Source organism: Paenibacillus sp. Marseille-Q4541 (genome assembly GCF_018310695.1).
GTDB lineage: Bacteria > Bacillota > Bacilli > Paenibacillales > Paenibacillaceae > Paenibacillus.
In genome coordinates this window covers 66032-83998 of sequence record NZ_JAGXCY010000006.1, presented here as the reverse complement: position 1 = coordinate 83998, position 17967 = coordinate 66032, and the positions used below count along the sequence as shown (strand labels likewise).

The window sequence follows — 17967 nt, the reverse complement described above, 5'->3', positions numbered from 1 at the left end:
CCCCTTTACCATAAGCTTCGTTCCGTCAGTTTGCGTGAAATCGCGTTGACAGAAAATACGAGGATTAGACCGATAATCGACTCAAATAGACCAATCGCTGTTGCGTAACTGAAATTGCTGGATTCGAGACCGACACGGTAGAGATAAGTGGATATGACGTCTGAAGTCTCGTAGATGAGCGGGTTATATAATAGAAGGATTTTTTCAAATCCTACAGCTAGGAAGCTTCCCATATTAAGAATCAACAGTGTCACAATAGTAGGGAGTATGCCTGGAATGGTCACGTGCAAAGTTTGCTTCCAGCGATTCGCCCCATCGATCCTTGCTGCTTCATATAGAGAATCATCAATGGTTGTCAGTGCAGCCAGATAGAGAATGGCCCCCCAGCCCATGCCTTGCCAAATTTCAGAAGTAATATAGATCGTACGGAACCATTCTGAACGTTGCATAAAGTTAATATTTTCACCCGTAAAAAAGTGAACTAGTGTGTTGATGGAACCATTCATAGCAGTTAGCTGAAGAATCATCCCTGCCACAATGACAATGGACAGAAAATGAGGCAGATAGGATGCAGTTTGAACGAATTTCTTGAATTTTTTATTTTTCACTTCATTAAGTAAGAGGGCGAACACGATGGGCATCGGAAAAGTAAGAAGCATAGCGAGTCCGCCCAGAATGAGCGTATTCGTAAATACGCGCCAGAAGCTCGGATCCTCCACAAACATCCGGAAATAATGCAGACCCACCCACTTTTCTCCGAAAATACTTCCACCAGGTACAAAACGCCGAAAGGCAATGACGTTCCCGATCATCGGTCCATATTTAAAAATGAGCAAGTAGATAATAGGCAATACGAGCAAAGAATACAGCTGCCAGTCTTTGCGAAGAAGGGAAGCGATTGTCTGCAGTTTATTTTTTTGGGCCACTTTCATGTCCGGCAAAGATCTGGTTACGGTTTTTGACTCCATCTTGTCGTTCACTCCAATCCATTGGGCTCTATCCAGCAAGACATGATTACTGTGATGAATCACTACATCTACATCCTGCCAAGGTCAAAGTTACTGGGAAGTAAGTTCATGCTCCTTATGTTCAAGCAGCGGTACATCATCATGGTCTATTTCCTTATAGCTAAAGTAATCAAAGTCCGCAGGTAACCTTCTTCCTGAGGTATCTTGACAGTGCATTCCGACAAAAGCCCCGGTGAAAAATCCTCCCTGATTGATGTAGTCGTCTGATAATTTATAGGAAGGGAAAATCACAGGTATTTGATTCCAATTCTCTCCGTCAAAGGAATACTCGAAATGGAACGTCTCTGTTCGTACTTTTACCTTTAAATAAACCGCTTTCAAATGTTCCGGTATAGAAATTTCCGCTCCAGCTATCGGCTGACTACTTACAAATCGGTCACAGGTCATGATGTCGATAACTCTTCCCTTTACCTCATGGTGTGTGATGTGTGCAAATACCCAATTTTTTGTATTGTAGTAGCAGATCAAACCAGCCATTTGTTGAAAGGATACCGGATGGAAATCCAGTTTTACTTCGGCATCAAAAGTAAAGCTCTGCCACCTTCTAGCCACATGGGCTTGCGTAAATGTAGAATGGAGTGACTCTCTGCCGTACAATCTCAGATGACCAGGTCTTTCCGTTAAAGATCCAATCTCTTCAGTAAAAGGAATCCGCAGGGTCTGAAAGTGATGATTCAGCTGAGTGTTATTAAAATCATCCTGCGTAGGATAATCTTGCTCCCAGGTCACTTCCTGCAAGTCGGGACTTTCTACTGTCAAAGAAGGTGTGTTACCTCCAACGACATAGGGCCAGTCCGCTTTCCACTCCAGCTGCTGTATTGCAGTTTCACGCCCTAACGGGCAGTAACCCCGTTCTTCCAGCAGTTTCTTTCCTTCCCGGCGAATAGGTCTTCCTGTCAAATGTACTAGATACCATTCGCCGTTCTGCGTTTCAACGATGGAGGCATGCCCTGCTTTTTGTAGAGGATTCGTTAGGTCATGCCAACTTGTCAGCAGCGGATTGTGAGGATGCACCTCGTATGGCCCATACAGATTTTTAGATCTGGCAATCGTTGCTGCATGCTCGAATTTGGTACCGCCTTCGGCTGTAAGCAAGTAATAATATCCATTCCAGTGATAGAGATGCGGAGCTTCTGTAAGTCCGAGTTCTGTTCCTTTAAATATGATCTGAGGTTCACCGATCAGCTTTTGCTCGTGATCGCTGTATTCTTGAATGGCAATTCCATAGAAACGATGGTTATGTACGCGCTGATCCCAAACCATGTTAACCAGATATTTACGTCCATCCTCATCATGAAATAGAGAGGGATCAAATCCAGAACTGTTCAAGTAAATCGGTTCGCTCCATTCCCCATCAATCTCAGTGCAAGTGACCAGATAATTATGACCGTCTTTCCAGACGTCTCCCTCAACGACTTTGATATCAGAGTAGATGAGCCAAAACTGACCATCCGCATAACTCAGACAAGGGGCCCATACCCCACCGGAGTCCGGGTTACCGATCATGTTCAGCTGGCTGGTCCGGTTCAGCGGGCGGCTAACTAAATGCCAATTCGTTAAATCTTTGGAATGATGAATCTGAACACCAGGAAACCATTCAAAAGTGGAAACTGCAATGTAGTAATCATCTCCCACTCGGCAGATACTTGGATCAGGATTGAAGCCTTTCAAGATTGGGTTCTGTATCATATGATCCCTCCTCATTTTTAGTAAAGCGCTTTCAAATATGACATAAAACGTATTCGCTATTTTCATCAAATACTGTGCAGACCATGGAAGAAAAAGCGAATTATGGAGTTGGAACGAAATCACTTCTTAATTGCATACTAGTCATACTAGTATGGTAGTTGAAATAATTGTAAATCACTATTTCCATTAATTCAATATATATCTTGATTTTGGCGCAAGTTTTTTTTCCAGTGTTGCTATTTTTCGAGAGGGAAAACGTTGCTTAGTGGGGGAAAGCAATACTTTGGGTGACGGAAAAACGGTGTTCTAGTGCTCTTGGCTCCGCTTGTTTTACCTGGACAATGTCTAACCTCCGAAGTGAACGGTCCAGATAAAGCCAAAAGTCGCCCAAATCTCTAGACCACCTTATTTCCCTTGAGTTACAACGTACGTGAAGCTAAAGTCAATCAAAATCGTTCCCCCTTATGTTGGATGGGAAATCAAAATTTCTTCCTATAGGTAAGCAATAGGTCTGTTTTAAAAAATGGTTGTTATTATTTAAGAATCCTAAAATGAAGTTATGATTGCAATAATTACTCTCCGGCTTGAACCCTAAAGGTTTTCTAGTGAACTAGGGGTGTGCTTAAACGAGACTAGTCTTTCTGTTGGATATGATACTTGCTAAGATACAGGTCTCAAAAGCGATCATACTTCTTCTAAACTCCGAAGCACGACTAAACAACAAAAAGCCGTTGCTTATTATGCAACGGCTCCCGCCTATCCCCTCATATCAGGGAAAGATGTGTTCATATCCTACTTCACTGTTCCAAATCTCTCAGTTTCCATCAAACAAGTTGCTTCCCTTTAGAAGCAACGATGTCCACCTACCCCAACACGTATCAGGGAAAGCTGATTTCGTTGCTCTACTTCGCTGGTTCCACAAGTGTATCTCCAGGGAATAAGGTGGACTAGGGTTCTGAGCGACTTTTGGCTTTGGCTGGACCTGCTGCTTCGAAGCTTTACTTCGTCCAGTCAAAACAAGCGGAGCTCAGAGCACTAGCACACCGTTTCCCTAATGCACTAACCCATGCGCCCTAACTCAGCACCAAATTACAGCTCTTTACATCGCTTCCTTTTTCAGCTGCCCATGATACAACTCACTATAAAATCCTTCCTCCCCAAGCAGTTCCTCATGCGATCCTTGTTCAATCAATTTCCCGTTTTGCAGGACAAGGATTTTGTCTGCTTGGCGTATCGTATTTAGTCTGTGGGCAATGACAAAGCTTGTTCTACCCTGCATCAAACGCTGCAGTCCTTCTTGAATCTTGATTTCGGTTACGGTATCAATACTGCTCGTCGCTTCATCAAGAACGAGCATAGCAGGATCAGCGAGCATTGCCCGGGCAATAGCGAGCAGCTGTTTTTGACCCTGACTGATCCCGCTTCCATCTGCATGAAGTACTTGATCGTAGCCTTGTTTTAACCTTGTAATAAAGGAATGTGCATTCGCCATCTTCGCGGCTTCTTCTACTTCCTCATCCGTAGCATCCAATCGTCCATAGCGGATATTTTCCCGGATGGTGCCCTCAAACAGGAACGAATCCTGCAGCACAAATGCCATATGAGAGCGCAAACTCTCTCTCTGAATTGTAGTGACATCCTGCCCATCTACCGTAATGGTCCCTTTGTCAGGACTATAAAATCTGGATATTAACTGGATTAACGTCGTTTTCCCTGCCCCTGTAGGTCCAACCAGAGCAACCATCTCCCCAGGACTCGCTTCAAAAGAAATATCCTGAAGCGTTGCTCCTTCCTCTTCATATCCAAAATAAACATGTTCGAACTTCACTGCACCTTCTACATGATCCAGTTTCTTAGCTCCCGTCTCGTCCTTCACTTCTGGATCTTCATCCATAATTTCAAATACCCGCTCCGCTCCTGCAATCGCTGACAAAATCGTATTCCACTGGTTCGCAAGATCATTCAGCGGTCTCGTAAACTGGCGGGCATATTCTGCAAAAATAATAATGACCCCGACACTAATGGAACCAGAGATCGCCATGATCCCGCCAATGCCTGCAATAATAGCAAAACTAAGGTTATTCAGACCGTTCATCAGTTTCGGAATAAATCCAGAAATGGTCTGGGCCCAAAATCCAGATAAACGAATACGATCGTTACGTTCTTTAAATGCAGTAATCACTCGTTCTTCTTGTGAAAAAGCTTTGATAATACGCTGTCCAGACAATGTCTCTTCAATGTATCCGTTCAGTTCTCCCAAATTACGCTGACGTTCCTTGAAGAGTGGGCCCGTTCGTTTGGTAATCCAGCGCATGCCAAGCACCATCAAAGGAACCACTGTAAAAGTGAGCAACGTGAGCAGTGGACTCAGCGTAAGCATGACAATAACAACCCCTGCTAGTGTGAGAATACTAGATGTAATCTGAATAATGGAACCGTTCAGGGTAGCACTGACATTTTCGATATCATTCGTAAGCCTGCTCATAATTTCACCCTGCTGACGCTTACCGAAGAAGGGAATGGGCAGTCTGTGCAGATGTGTAAACAAATCATGTCGCATCCGGTACACCGTTTCCTGAGCAATCTCAATCATCCAAATATTTTGTAAAAACGAAAATATCGGATGGAGAAGATAGACACCACCTAATGCCATCAGAAAATAAATCCACGTATTCTCTCCTTCACCTTCCAGATACGTATCGACAGCTGTACCGATCAGATAAGGGCCCAGCAAAGCTAGGGCTGAAGTGAGGACGACCATAACTAGCACAAGCACTAGCTTGAGTCGTCTTTTGGCAAGATAATCCCATATACGCCGCAGCGTCCAGGACCAGTTTTTAGCTTTGACTTTCTTTTTGCGTGGGCCCTGGTCAAGATTCGTTTTATCTTTCAGAGCCTGAGAACGCTCCTGACGAAACGGTTCGGCAAGTTGTTTAAGCATGCTGTGCCTCCTGTCCGTATTGGGATTCATAGATGCGGCGATACAATGAAGAGTCTGCAATCAGCTCCTCATGTGTACCACTCGCAATGAGCCTACCTTCATCCAGTAGTAAAATAAGATCAGCAGATAAGGTAGATGATATTTTTTGCGTAATAATAAAAGTGGTACATGATAATTCATTAAGTTCATTCAGTAAGGCTGCTTCCGTCTTGACGTCAAGCGCACTCGTACTGTCATCAAGGATCAGAATCTGCGGATTACGGACTAGTGCTCTTGCAATGGACAAACGCTGCTTTTGTCCACCTGACAAATTCACACCACGCTGTCCAAGCATCGTATCGTAGCCTTTTGGCAGTGACATAATCGTATCGTGAATTTGTGCTTTGCGAGCTGCTTCCTGCATTTCTTCAAAACTAGCATTCTGATTCCCCCAGGCCATATTGTCCCGAACCGAACCCGTGAACAATACGGCTTCCTGCGGAACATAACCAATTGCATTTCGCAGTTGATCTACTGGCATGTCCTGAATATTCTGCCCGTGAATAGTGATCGTCCCTTTGCTTGGCTCATATAACCTCAGAAGCAGTTGAACTAGCGACGTTTTTCCTGAACCGGTTGCCCCCATAATTGCGACTCGATCACCCGAACTCGCTTGAAATGAAATATTTTCGAGGACATTCATTTCTCCCGCTGGATAGTGAAAATGAATCCCATCATATTGTATGTTACCTTGTAACGAGGCACGGTTTGCAGAAGGTACGTCATTATCGTATACGTCTTGCTCTGTTTGTAACACTTCCTCAATCCGTTGCCGTGATGCATTGGCGCGAGAGAAAGTAGCAACGATCCAGGATAACATCGACAGCGATCCCATTGTACGAACCGCGTAGTTAATTACGGCAACAACTTCCCCAAGCGAAGCACTGTTAGATACTACAATTTCCTTGCGTCCAAACCATAAGATAAGCAGAACACTTGTGTTCATGATGAGCATAATAAAAGGCATCGTCGTTTCTGCAAGACGCTGGGCTGACATCGTTGAAGTCATTAACTTATGTATCGAACGACCAAACCGTTCAACCTCGTGGCCCATGCGTACAAATACGCGGATGAGCCTAATTCCAATTAGATTTTCCTGCGCAACACCGTTCACTTCATCCAGCCGAATCTGTACATTGCGAAACAGAACGGATACCTTTTTCATGATGTAAAAAATAAAAATGAGCAAGATCGGTACGGTGACTGCCAGAAACAATCCCAATCTCACATTGACGATCAGTGCCATAATGACACTACCAATGACCACGAGCGGTACTCTTGTTGCAAACCGCAAACTCATAAATATTGTTTCTTGAATCTGGGTAATATCCCCGGTCAGTCGAATAATGAGAGAAGAGGTTGCAAACCGGTTAAAAACCGCGTAAGAGAACGCCTGTACTTTTTCATACAATGCTTCCCTAAGATCTGCTCCAAATCCCTGACTCGCATGTGCCGCATAAAAAGAACTTGAAATCCCTGCTATAAAGGCAATAACTGCACTGCCCAGCAAGAACATTCCCCACTTCCAGACAACGGCCAGGTTCTGCTGCTGAATCCCATCATCAATAATCTTCTGAATGAGATAAGGTTGAATCAGTTCCACCATAAGCTCGAGCAGCAGCATAAATAGTGCAGCAATTGCGGCTACCCGGTATTTCCGTAAATAATTGAAAACTAGGGCCATATCCATTCCTCCGACTCTTGAAGCTATAAATATTGTTGATGATCTCTTCTCCTTTTTTCTATCCCCCAAATAATGCACTCATATCCATATTATAACGTATATCTCTACCCCATTACCCCGATACAGCAAATTTTAAATGGATTATCTTTATCTAATGATCTTCGGGATTTATTGCTCTAATAAAAAAAGAACCAAGCTCTCATAGAGAACCTGATCCTTTTATATATCATCATTTCAATTATTTATCCTTGTTTGCTCTTTGTTTCTCCAGCTGACGAAGTTCAATCCGGCGAATCTTACCCGAGTTTGTTTTTGGCAAATCACTGATAAACTCAATCCGTCGCGGATATTTATAAGGAGCTGTCATCTGTTTCACGTGTTGCTGAAGTTCTTTTACAAGTGAATCGGAACCTTCAACACCTTCTTGTAACACGATAAAAGCTTTCACTACATGTCCGCGAGTTTCATCCGGGCTTGCTACCGCAGCACATTCTTTCACCGCATCGTGCTTCATCAGCGCTTCTTCCACCTCGAACGGTCCAATCGTATAGCCTGAGCTAATAATAATATCATCCCCGCGGCCCTCAAACCAGAAGTACCCTTCCTCATCCACGCTTGCGCGGTCACCTGTTAAGAAGTAACTCCCTTTGGTACTCACCTGTTTACGATTCTCATCCAAATAGTAGGCACGGAAGAGTGCAGGCATTTCAGTATGAACTGCAATGTTCCCGACTTCTCCTGGCGCAACCAGCTGACCTTCATCATCTACCACTTGAACGAGTCCCGGTGAAATCGACATTCCCATAGACCCTTTACGGAAAGGCATGTCTTTCAAGTTACCAATTAGCAAAGTACTTTCGGTTTGTCCGTATCCATCGCGAATGGTGATATCAAAATGACGTTGGAAACTGCTAATCACTTCTAGATTCAACGGTTCACCCGCAGATACTGCACTTCGCATACTCGAAAGATCATAGTGGCCTAGTCCATCCAATTTTGCCATCAGCCGATATTCCGTAGGCGTACAGCAAAGCACATTCACCTTATAATCTTGCATGAACCGCAAATAACGTTTCGGTTCAAATGAGCCACTATAGACAAATCCAGTTGCTCCGTTTCCGAGTACGGAAAGGAACGGGCTCCAAATCCACTTTTGCCATCCCGGTGCCGCAGTGGCCCACACTGTATCTTGTGACTGGATATCCAGCCAAGGTGAGGTAATACGCAGGTGAGCATAACCCCATCCGTGCGTATGCACCACTCCCTTCGGATTTCCTGTTGTACCGGATGTGTACGTCAGAATAGCAACATCATCCCGGTGGGTATCCACCGCAGCACGTACTTCTGGCTGCCCCTCCATGAGCTGGCTCAGCATGGTGTACCCCGATTTTTCCTCTCCTGCTTCAGCAGATACCGCAATCCGGTATTCGAGAGATGGAATGGTTTCTTCCATTTTGTCTACTTCTTCTGTCACGCCAGACCATACAATGACAGCACGGGCTTTGGAATGGACAAGGCGGTAAGACAAGTCTTTTGCTCTTAACATCTCAGAAGATGGAATAATGACAAGGCCTAATTTCAAACATGCGATGTAAATGGCGTAAGCAATCACATTCCTTGGTACCATAACAAGTACCCGATCACCTTTACTCAGACCAAGGTCAGCAAGTCCGCCTGCAATCTGGTTTGCCTTTTTCAGCAAATCCCCATAAGTTACTTCCTCATAATGTTCATGCTCATCCAAGCACTTTAATGCAATGTTTTCTGCCGGATGCCGTTCCATTTCTGATGTCATATTGTATAGCTCCGGTGCAATCCAGTGCTCATAATTCACGTTCATCTTCTCCTTCTTAGGTCAAGTAGGTATTAGGACCATTATAACATGAGTTAGTACCTGGTGCTAATAATTTTGAATTTCCTGCATGACATTCTACCAAGAAAAAGAAAATAAACAATCATTTTATCAGAACTCTATTGATCATACTTCTATTAGAAAGGACTAGAATGGTGGTCTAATTTCGTGTCTTTTACATCTGGATCATTGAATCGAATCAACAAACCCGGCAACACACTCACGAAAATAACGGCTGCTGAAATCATGTATACCGTGAGTAAAGAAGTCGCATTCATGAGAAGACCTGTAACCGAAGAACCAATGAGAATTGCCCCCATAAATAACGGCATAATCGTTCCATTCACTCGGCCGATCATCTTCTCTTCAACCTGAGCAACCATGAAAGTCGATATAACAATATTTATAAAAGCTAAACTAATAGAACCAAAGAAGCGAATGGTAAGAGTTAAGGCGAATGAAGTAGATAAGGCTTCCACTATGGTAGTAAGTGCCATCATGCATATTCCTGCAACAAGAAGGAAGGTTTGATTCATTTTTTGGCTGACAACCGCTGCGATTCCGCTTCCTAAAAGTAGACCGAGACCAGCTATTCCCGATAAATAAGAAACATAAGTCTCATCAAGATGTAATCTTTCGGTAATGATGAAAATTTGTAAGGGACTGACCAATCCTTCTGCAAGACCTACGATTGCGAAGACGACGGCAAGCCATTTTAGAGAAGGCGTCCTTAGTATGAAGCGCCACCCTTCCAGCAGATCTTCATATAAGGAGCTCTGTTTCTCCCTTTCTGCAGTAGTTGAAGGTAGGAAGGTAAGCACTATAGCGGACGAGATAAATAAGAAAAGTAAGGTGTAGAGGGAAGCTTGCAGCCCAAGTGTAGTATAGATAAATGTTCCAAGCAGAGGACCAACAATAATGAACAGAGAATGAAGACTTTGTGTGAGTGCAATTGCGGTCTGAACGTGTTCTTCTGGAACATTCCGTTTAAAGATCTTCGCTGAGGAAGGCTGTGAGAACTGGCTCACGGTGGCAGATACAAAAGTTGCTGCATACAGCACTTGCCAGTACCCGGCCCAAAATACAATTAGGATCATAACAATAGAAAGTGTGCTTAAGACATCACCCCATATCATCGTTTTTTTGGGATTCCAGCGATCTGCAAGTCCCCCGCCAATGAAGGAAAAAACGAAAATCGGGACATACTCCAATACCGTAATGAGCGAGACAGCCAAGGGATCTCCACCTGTTTGTTCTACAATGAAATACAAGATAGCCATATTCCGTATCCAAATTGCGAGATTTTGCAGTAAATCTGAACTCGTTACGATAAGAAATGACTTATTGCGGAGCAATTGGTTCATTGTTCCTCTCCTTTTTAGACCGACTGTTCGGTCTATTTATTATGAAAAAGAAAAACTGATCCTTCCAATCAGTCCTCTTCTGTCATTATCACTTGATTAGGTGCTTCCATTCCTGCTAGCAATATTTCCAGTCCTTTTTTGTAAAGGCGCCGTATTTCTTCTAAGTCTTTCTCGTAATAAAGCATACTCATTCCGTTAAATAGTCCAGTAAGTACATACATCACATCACTTGAACTATCCTTCTTCAACTCTCCGCGCTCCATGCCTCTCGTAATCAGCTGTTCGTATGTTATATAAGGCAGCCGTGTCAGCTCCAACATATCATTTAGCATACTCTCCGTAACGACTTGACTGGACATGAACTCATTAATTGCATGAGACAGTGGATTGTTCATATCGTCTACATAGTGATCTGCTAGAGCAAATAGCTTCTCCCGGGTAGTCACATATGCTGCTTCCTTCCCCATCCAAGCCTCCATCCACTCCTCATTATTCAGCTTGATGAGATACATAAACATCTCTTCTTTGCTCTTAAAATGGTAGTAGATGCTGCCCTTGCTTCGGCCCGTAACTTTACAAACCTCTTCCATTGACGTCGCATTATATCCCTTCTGAGAGAACAGATCCTTGATCTGATGAGCGATATCCTTTTTGATCTGAGCTGCATCTTTTCTACGCTTGATTTCGATGAAAAACGCCTCCTTGCCGTAAACCGACTGTTCGGTCTAATTATAATATATGGGAAAAATGGATGTCAATTAAAAACCCCCAGCCCCGCAAAGATCGTATAATCTCAGCGATGACTGGGGGTTCTTTTATTCTAAAAAAGTAATGATAATACCGTTTGTTCTGTTCTTACGAAAGCATCCCTTTATACATTCCAGGGACAGAACCTTCAATAACCGTAGCACCCGTTGTTTTTGCATAAAAATCAACAGGTCCTGCTCCGCCAATTACCGCATATCCGTAACCTTCCTGCTTCATGTAATCTAGTGCATAAAGCAGCAGCATCTTCCCAATTCCACGTCCACGTTCGTTCTCATCCACTCCAGTAGGTCCAAAAAAGCCTTTTACCGTAGCATCATAACAAGCAAAGCCAAGCATCTTGCCGTTCTCTACAGCAACGAGACAGGTAATTGGAGATCTTGCAAAAGCAACTTCTGCTTCGCTTACCCAACCTTTGCCAAAATGTGTACCTACCCAGTCAGCGACAACGTGTTTTTCTGGAGCGATCGCACGGCGTATCGTAACACCCGTACGTTTTTCATAACTTTCCCTGGATTCCATTTCAGGCAGTTCATATAGTTTCACGAGCATATCAGGCATAAAGTACCTCCGCTGGTTCTGCAAGTAAGTTGAGCAATATAACGTTTCCGTAATCAAGCCAATACCTTCTGCATTGATACCGCACGCAGCTGTTCAACATAGAGCAGGAATATTTTTGATATTATTCTATAAGTATACTCGACACCCTGCCTTGATGGCTTGTTCTAAATCGCTGCCTATTTGCAAAAACTTGCGGTCTAAGATGAAATTGACAATGTTTTTATATAAAATCTATAGAATTAGTAGTAATCAGTACCATAAATTTAGAAATTTAAGGTATTGATAGCAAAAGAAATGAAGAAAAGTAGGAGAGGTTCTCTCTCCTGCTACATAAAAGCAATCGTTAGTATGTACATAACAAGCTTGATCAGATCCTTCGGGGCGTTCGGTCCGAGCTTAAAGGCAGGTTCACCGGATCCAATCATAATATCCCCATAAATCATGCCCCAGTCACTTGTAAATTCCGGTTTTTTAGGTTCCGGCATATCAAGATCGTAAATATCTCTTAATCGCTGCTCCTCTTCTGCTGATATCGCCAGCTCCAAACTGCTATTTCCCCCATCAAACTTAGAAGAAGCCATCACATGGGTTTCAACTTTATTCTCGTTTTTCACTTCTTGCGCTTCAGCAGTTCCGGTATCGAGCAAAAGTACGGCACACAGAAAAGTGGCTAATATGGCTGTTATCCCTTTTTTCATTGTCTATTTTCTCCCTTATTAAATAGCTATCTAGTTAGAACACTTTCATAATAGTATAATTATATATAATTTTAATATTTTTCCAGAAAATGATGTTTTAAAGGAATATTAATGTAACACAATTCAGCATTTGGCTCAATCCAGCATGTTCTAGAGCAACGAAATGTATGATAAAAAATGGAAATGGATATTGGGTGAGTGCTGATTAAGGATGGAATATCATGATTTGATAATTAACAAAGGGATGCCATATGGCATCCCTTTTATTGTATTTCGTATATGGCGACGTTTCATGCCAATGCTTTTCTACTATTTAAAATGAGTACTAACTTACTCCAAACCTACAGTAACATTTACATTTCCTTTAATTGCTTTCGAGTAAGGGCAATAGGCATGAGCCAGCTCTACATATTTGTGTGCTGTTTCTTCGTCCAGACCATCGATGCGAACATCAAGTTCTACTTCCAGTTTGACTCCGTTATCCTCAGGATCGGTTTTTAGCATCACTGTAGCTGTCACCGTGCTTTTCTCAATTTTCACATTGTTTTTCTTCAATTGAAACTCGAGCGCCGAGTTAAAACAAGCACTATACCCCGCAGCAAATAACTGTTCTGGATTCGTTGCCGTTGTTTCTTTACCTCCAAGCTCAGGCGGGGCAGCTACATCCAGCAGAAACGTATTGTCTGGAGATTGTACAAACCCTTGGCGGCCACCTGTATTAATTACGGTTGTTTCGTATAATGTTTTCATATTGAGATTTCTCCTTTGTTCTATCTATTGTTTACATAGCGAAGGTCTTATGATCAATTTAAATTATCAACAATTCAATTGTACACAATTAAATAATAAAAGTAAACATCCATATCATTAAAAATGGATCATTATACTTTTTGTTTTCTTGTATCTGCTTTGTTATACGAAAATTGTGGTAATTAAAGACCGTGTATTCGTGACACTTTACTTCCTAACTTCCCATTGCACGCATGGTTTATGACCATTTTATAGATACTACACCTATCCTTTTTAAATATGTCCCTAGATTGTAGGGGTCAAACCGCACTATCTTTTCTTTGAATTTGTCAAGCGCATTAATTACAATTTTAATTAGCTTCAATGATATCAAGCTTGTTCATATTCAAGCGGCTTAATGATACCGTTTTCAAAAATTCCGGTTAGCCTGTTCTTACGGCTACTTTACAAGGAGCGTGGAATCATGAAGAAACCCAGTGAACGAACTGTACAAATGACCCGGTTTCTTCTTGCATCGCCAGGCCGCTTTGTAACCGTACGTGAGCTGTCAGATGAACTGGATGTAAGTGAAAAGACGATCAAACGTGAGCTACCTGCTATGGAACAATGGCTTAACGGGTATGATCTTACGCTAACCCGTAAACCAGGAGCAGGTCTTATGCTCGAAGGGAAACCTTCTGCTTTTGGCTCCGTTCAAGCCGTGATAGGAAGTATAAAAGCACCAACTAGTTATTCCCGCAATGAGCGCCGCTATTTTATCATTAGCGAGCTGTTGCTAAGTTCTGAACCCATCAAGCTTTTCACTTTTGCATCAAGATTTAAAGTGACCGAAGGTACACTAAGCCATGATCTGGACCTTATTGAAGAATGGTTCGAGGCCTTTCATATTAAGCTGTTGCGTAAACCCGGGTATGGCATCTTCGTAGAAGGTACGGAAAAAGATTTTCGGACCGCTCTTATCCATCTGCTTCATGAGAATGTAGATGAATATGAACTCATTCGCCTCGTTCGTGATCGGATGAAAGAAAGTGGACAGGATGTTGGGAAAATTCAGCATCATATCCGAAGCCGTCTTTTGAACCTAGTTGAAGATAGTACCATCGTCATTATCGAAAAGTATTTGACAGAGCTTGAAGAAAAAACAGGGATGAAACTGACTGACAGTGCCTTTATTGGGTTAGCCGTCCACCTTGCTCTTGCCATTGAAAGGATAAGAACCGGGCAAAGTATTAAGATTCCCCCAAGTGTACTGAATGAACTGCGGCTTCATCCTGATTTCACCGCAGCTCAGGCGCTCGTAGATCGCCTAGAAGAAGCCTTCGGACTAACGATTCCAGAGGACGAGACTGGTTATATTACAATGCATCTAAAAGGTGCCGAAACAAGGCTTCAAACGGAGGCAGAAACGGATGCTGCTTATGAGAATGTCAGTTTTGAACTGGTTCGCCTCGCGCGAAATATTCTAAAAAAAGCAGAATCCGAGACTGGTTTTGAACTGAAAAGCAACAGTAAGCTTTTCTATGGTTTTATTAGCCATTTGGGCCCCGCTCTTGAGCGTTTAAAACTCGGGCTGGATATTCGAAACCCACTTCTTTCACAGATCCAGGAGCAATACGCCAGCATCTATGAAGTGGCAAGGAAATGTGCCAAGGTTCTTGAGGAATATATAGGTAAACCTGTTCCTGAGGCAGAAATCGGCTACATCGCGCTCCATATCGGAGCGATGTCAGAGTATGCAGGAGCCAAGTACAGGAAACGATCTATTCGTGTATTCATCGTATGTGCGAGCGGCATGGGGACCTCTAGTCTGCTGCAGACAAGAGTAAAAAAAGAGTTCCCTTCTCTTCAAATTGTCGATGTTATCTCTGCCGCAGAGGTAAGTGAACTTGACGGGCAAGTCGATCTAGTCATTTCAACTGTGGATTTAACTAGTAATAAACAAGTAGTGAGAGTCTCTCCTCTTCTTGGTGAAGCCGATATCGAAAAAATCAGATTTGTTTTAGAACATCTTGAACCTGTACCCGAACTTCTTCCTGCATCTAGCGAAGCACCGGCCTATTTACCGGATACGCTGGAGAAACAGAAGAATCTGATACAAGGAATTCAGGATCTCATGAGAAATCTGGTAATTGAAGATCGGGTTCAATCTGGAGCCATTGATGAGCTTATCGAAAAAATAGCTCGGCAGTTTACATCGACTGAGGAAGAAACCCGAATTCTAACTCAAGAACTTCACGACAGGGAACGTCTTGGGGAAACCATTCTTTCTACGGAAGGAATCTTTTTATTACATTGCAGGTCAACGGTTATTCATCATCTTATACTTGGAATTATCCGCTTTGAGGAGCCCATGACCTATGGTGCAGAGGACGATGCAAACCTGTATGCTGCCATTATTCTACTGGCTCCCAAAGAAAGCGAACGTACGTATCTGGAAGCGGCAAGTGAAGTCAGCAAATCGCTGATCGACCGTCCTGGCTTTGCTATTCGTTTAAGTGTAGCTCGGCAAACTGCCTTAACGAAAGAAATTCAGGGCATTCTGAAAGATTTATATTTAAGAAAAATGGAACAATACACAATGGAGGTTGAACAAATATGAGTACGCTGGAAGCAACTGGCGAATCTGTCCCTAAAAAAACAGGGAGTGTCAAACAAGCAACCCAAAAATTCGGTCGTTTCCTGAGCGCAATGGTTATGCCGAATATCGGTGCTTTTATTGCCTGGGGTTTAATTACCGCTCTCTTTATTGCAGACGGATACTTCCCGAATGAGACACTAGCATCCCTAGTGGATCCGATGATTAAATACCTCCTTCCTTTATTAATTGCTTACAGCGGTGGTAAAGCCGTGCATGATCATAGAGGTGGTGTGCTAGGTGCCATCGCTGCGATGGGGGTTATCGTTGGTGCAGATATACCGATGTTTATCGGCGCCATGATTATGGGTCCGCTTGGCGGATGGGTAATCAAACAATTTGATAAGTATGTTGGAAGCAAAACACCTTCTGGTTTTGAAATGCTCGTAAACAACTTTTCCGCTGGTATTATCGGTATGCTTCTTGCCTTCGGTGGACTTTACGGAGTAGGTCCCCTTGTAGAAGCGTTCACTAATATTCTTGCCAACGGTGTTGATGCAATGTTGAAATGGGGCATTCTCCCGCTCGTTTCTATTTTCATTGAGCCAGCGAAAATTTTATTCTTGAACAATGCGATTAACCACGGAATCTTGAGTCCAATTGGTATCCAGCAAGCTGAAACTGCTGGTAAGTCAATTATGTTCTTGCTCGAAGCGAATCCAGGTCCTGGTCTTGGGCTACTGCTTGCTTACTCTTTCTTCGGTAAAGGATCAATTAAAGGTTCCGCACCGGGTGCAGCAATCATCCATTTCTTTGGCGGTATTCACGAGGTATACTTCCCGTATGTCCTTATGAAACCAATTATGTTCGTATCCGTCATCGTATCCGGTATGGCAGGTGTCTTCACATTCAACCTACTGGATGCAGGACTTATTGCAGCATCGTCTCCTGGTAGTATTCTTGCGATCATGGCAATGACACCAAAAGGATCCTATCTTCCCGTTCTAGCGGGTGTTCTTGTCGCAACCGTTGTATCGTTCTTGCTGTCCTCCTTCTTCTTGCGCAGATCAAATACAAGCGAAGAAGATTTGGACAAAGCAAAAGAAGCTGTTGCAGATATGAAGAGCAGCAGTAAAGGTACTGCCGCAGCTCCTGCAGCAAACCTGAATGACAAAGCAGCCATCAACAAAATCATCTTTGCTTGTGATGCAGGTATGGGTTCCAGTGCAATGGGTGCTACTTCGTTCCGTAAAAAAGTAAAAGCTGCTGGTCTACCGATCTATGTAACCAACACAGCGATCGAGAATATTCCGAATGATGCAGATCTAGTTGTTACACAGCAAAATCTGACACCTCGGGCAAAAGCAAAAGCACCAAATGCCATCCATATCTCGATTGATAACTTTGTAAACAATCCGATTTATGACAAATTAATTGAAGACTTAAAAGTAAAACATGAACAAAGTTCATCTCCTGTATCTGACTACGCAAAAGAAGATGTGTCTGGTGCAGCGGATAAAGCAGTTCCTGAAGAAATAAAAGCAACTTCCGAAGAGAATAAGGGTAATGATGTACTACGTAAAGAAAATATCGTACTACAACTTCCATCTGTAAGTAAGGAAGATGCAATCCGCCGTGCAGGTGAGTCCCTTGTTGCAGCTGGTTATGTTAAACCGCATTATGTGGATGCCATGATTGAACGCGAAGGTGTGGCAACGACTTATATCGGTAACGGGGTAGCTATTCCTCATGGAGTAGGCGATGCGAAGAAAGAAATTCAAACTAGCGGTATCGTAGTTCACCAATATCCAGAAGGCGTTGAATTTGAAGGTGGCCGTGCTTACCTCGTTATCGGTATTGCTGGAGCAGGTAGAGAACATTTACAGATTCTTACCAAAATTGCTGAAGCAATCGAAGACGAGTCTACTGTAACAAGACTGGCACAAGTCAAGGATCCAAACGAAATCTACAGCATCTTCGGAGAATAAAGGATACTAAATCTTCAAAACGAAAGCGGGTTT

The 17967-nt window shown here is 43.0% G+C and carries 12 protein-coding genes; 2 read left to right on the top strand and 10 right to left on the bottom strand.

The annotated features are described in order from the left end of the window. Positions 1-5: 5 nt before the first annotated feature. The 10 genes from KFT32_RS09465 to KFT32_RS09420 all read right to left on the bottom strand — a co-directional run bounded on the left by KFT32_RS09465 (position 6) and on the right by KFT32_RS09420 (position 13371). The gene (locus KFT32_RS09465) at positions 6-932 is read right to left on the bottom strand and encodes an ABC transporter permease (RefSeq protein ID WP_249435795.1); all 927 of its coding nucleotides are present in this window, start codon (positions 930-932) and stop codon (positions 6-8) included. Positions 933-1058: 126 nt separating this feature from the next. Next, positions 1059-2717 (bottom strand): glycoside hydrolase family 43 protein, encoded by a 1659-nt coding sequence (locus KFT32_RS09460; RefSeq protein ID WP_211746942.1) that lies wholly within the window; start codon positions 2715-2717, stop codon positions 1059-1061. A gap of 1099 nt (positions 2718-3816) precedes the next feature. Then, positions 3817-5658: an ABC transporter ATP-binding protein gene (locus KFT32_RS09455; RefSeq protein WP_211746941.1), complete on the bottom strand. Its 1842-nt coding sequence runs from the start codon at positions 5656-5658 to the stop codon at positions 3817-3819. After that, complete coding sequence (locus KFT32_RS09450) at positions 5651-7381, bottom strand: ABC transporter ATP-binding protein (RefSeq protein ID WP_211746940.1); 1731 nt, start codon at positions 7379-7381, stop codon at positions 5651-5653. The genes KFT32_RS09455 and KFT32_RS09450 overlap by 8 nt, the downstream gene beginning before the upstream one ends. Positions 7382-7619: 238 nt before the next feature. Then, a complete protein-coding gene (locus KFT32_RS09445; protein ID WP_249435794.1) occupies positions 7620-9176 on the bottom strand; it encodes an acetate--CoA ligase in 1557 nt (518 codons plus the stop codon). A gap of 194 nt (positions 9177-9370) precedes the next feature. Further along, complete coding sequence (locus tag KFT32_RS09440; RefSeq protein WP_211746938.1) at positions 9371-10597, bottom strand: MFS transporter; 1227 nt, start codon at positions 10595-10597, stop codon at positions 9371-9373. 68 nt (positions 10598-10665) lie between these two features. Further along, positions 10666-11280, bottom strand: a complete 615-nt coding sequence (locus KFT32_RS09435; RefSeq protein ID WP_211747070.1) for a TetR/AcrR family transcriptional regulator — start codon at positions 11278-11280, stop codon at positions 10666-10668. A 172-nt stretch (positions 11281-11452) separates the two neighbouring features. Continuing rightward, positions 11453-11923: a GNAT family N-acetyltransferase gene (locus KFT32_RS09430; RefSeq protein ID WP_211746937.1), complete on the bottom strand. Its 471-nt coding sequence runs from the start codon at positions 11921-11923 to the stop codon at positions 11453-11455. A gap of 326 nt (positions 11924-12249) precedes the next feature. Then, complete coding sequence (locus KFT32_RS09425) at positions 12250-12621, bottom strand: hypothetical protein (RefSeq protein ID WP_211746936.1); 372 nt, start codon at positions 12619-12621, stop codon at positions 12250-12252. A gap of 330 nt (positions 12622-12951) precedes the next feature. After that, positions 12952-13371 carry an organic hydroperoxide resistance protein gene (locus tag KFT32_RS09420; RefSeq protein ID WP_211746935.1) on the bottom strand — a complete coding sequence of 140 codons (420 nt, stop codon included), beginning with the start codon at positions 13369-13371 and terminating at the stop codon, positions 12952-12954. Between the two features lie 463 nt (positions 13372-13834). Here KFT32_RS09420 and KFT32_RS09415 point away from each other — a divergent pair, with 463 nt between their 5' ends. Further along, complete coding sequence (locus KFT32_RS09415; protein WP_211746934.1) at positions 13835-15970, top strand: BglG family transcription antiterminator; 2136 nt, start codon at positions 13835-13837, stop codon at positions 15968-15970. After that, positions 15967-17934, top strand: a complete 1968-nt coding sequence (locus KFT32_RS09410; protein WP_211746933.1) for a PTS mannitol transporter subunit IICBA — start codon at positions 15967-15969, stop codon at positions 17932-17934. Before KFT32_RS09415 ends, KFT32_RS09410 begins: the two co-directional genes overlap by 4 nt. Positions 17935-17967: the final 33 nt, after the last annotated feature.

Bases quoted from the DNA above. Each gene is read 5' to 3' on its own strand.
- KFT32_RS09440 (WP_211746938.1), bottom strand. From the start codon at position 10,597: ATGAACCAATTGCTCCGCAATAAGTCATTTCTTATCGTAACGAGTTCA.
- KFT32_RS09445 (WP_249435794.1), bottom strand. From the start codon at position 9,176: ATGACATCAGAAATGGAACGGCATCCGGCAGAAAACATTGCATTAAAG.
- KFT32_RS09425 (WP_211746936.1), bottom strand. From the start codon at position 12,621: ATGAAAAAAGGGATAACAGCCATATTAGCCACTTTTCTGTGTGCCGTA.
- KFT32_RS09420 (WP_211746935.1), bottom strand. From the start codon at position 13,371: ATGAAAACATTATACGAAACAACCGTAATTAATACAGGTGGCCGCCAA.
- KFT32_RS09450 (WP_211746940.1), bottom strand. From the start codon at position 7,381: ATGGCCCTAGTTTTCAATTATTTACGGAAATACCGGGTAGCCGCAATT.
- KFT32_RS09460 (WP_211746942.1), bottom strand. From the start codon at position 2,717: ATGATACAGAACCCAATCTTGAAAGGCTTCAATCCTGATCCAAGTATC.
- KFT32_RS09415 (WP_211746934.1), top strand. From the start codon at position 13,835: ATGAAGAAACCCAGTGAACGAACTGTACAAATGACCCGGTTTCTTCTT.
- KFT32_RS09465 (WP_249435795.1), bottom strand. From the start codon at position 932: ATGAAAGTGGCCCAAAAAAATAAACTGCAGACAATCGCTTCCCTTCTT.
- KFT32_RS09455 (WP_211746941.1), bottom strand. From the start codon at position 5,658: ATGCTTAAACAACTTGCCGAACCGTTTCGTCAGGAGCGTTCTCAGGCT.
- KFT32_RS09430 (WP_211746937.1), bottom strand. From the start codon at position 11,923: ATGCCTGATATGCTCGTGAAACTATATGAACTGCCTGAAATGGAATCC.
- KFT32_RS09410 (WP_211746933.1), top strand. From the start codon at position 15,967: ATGAGTACGCTGGAAGCAACTGGCGAATCTGTCCCTAAAAAAACAGGG.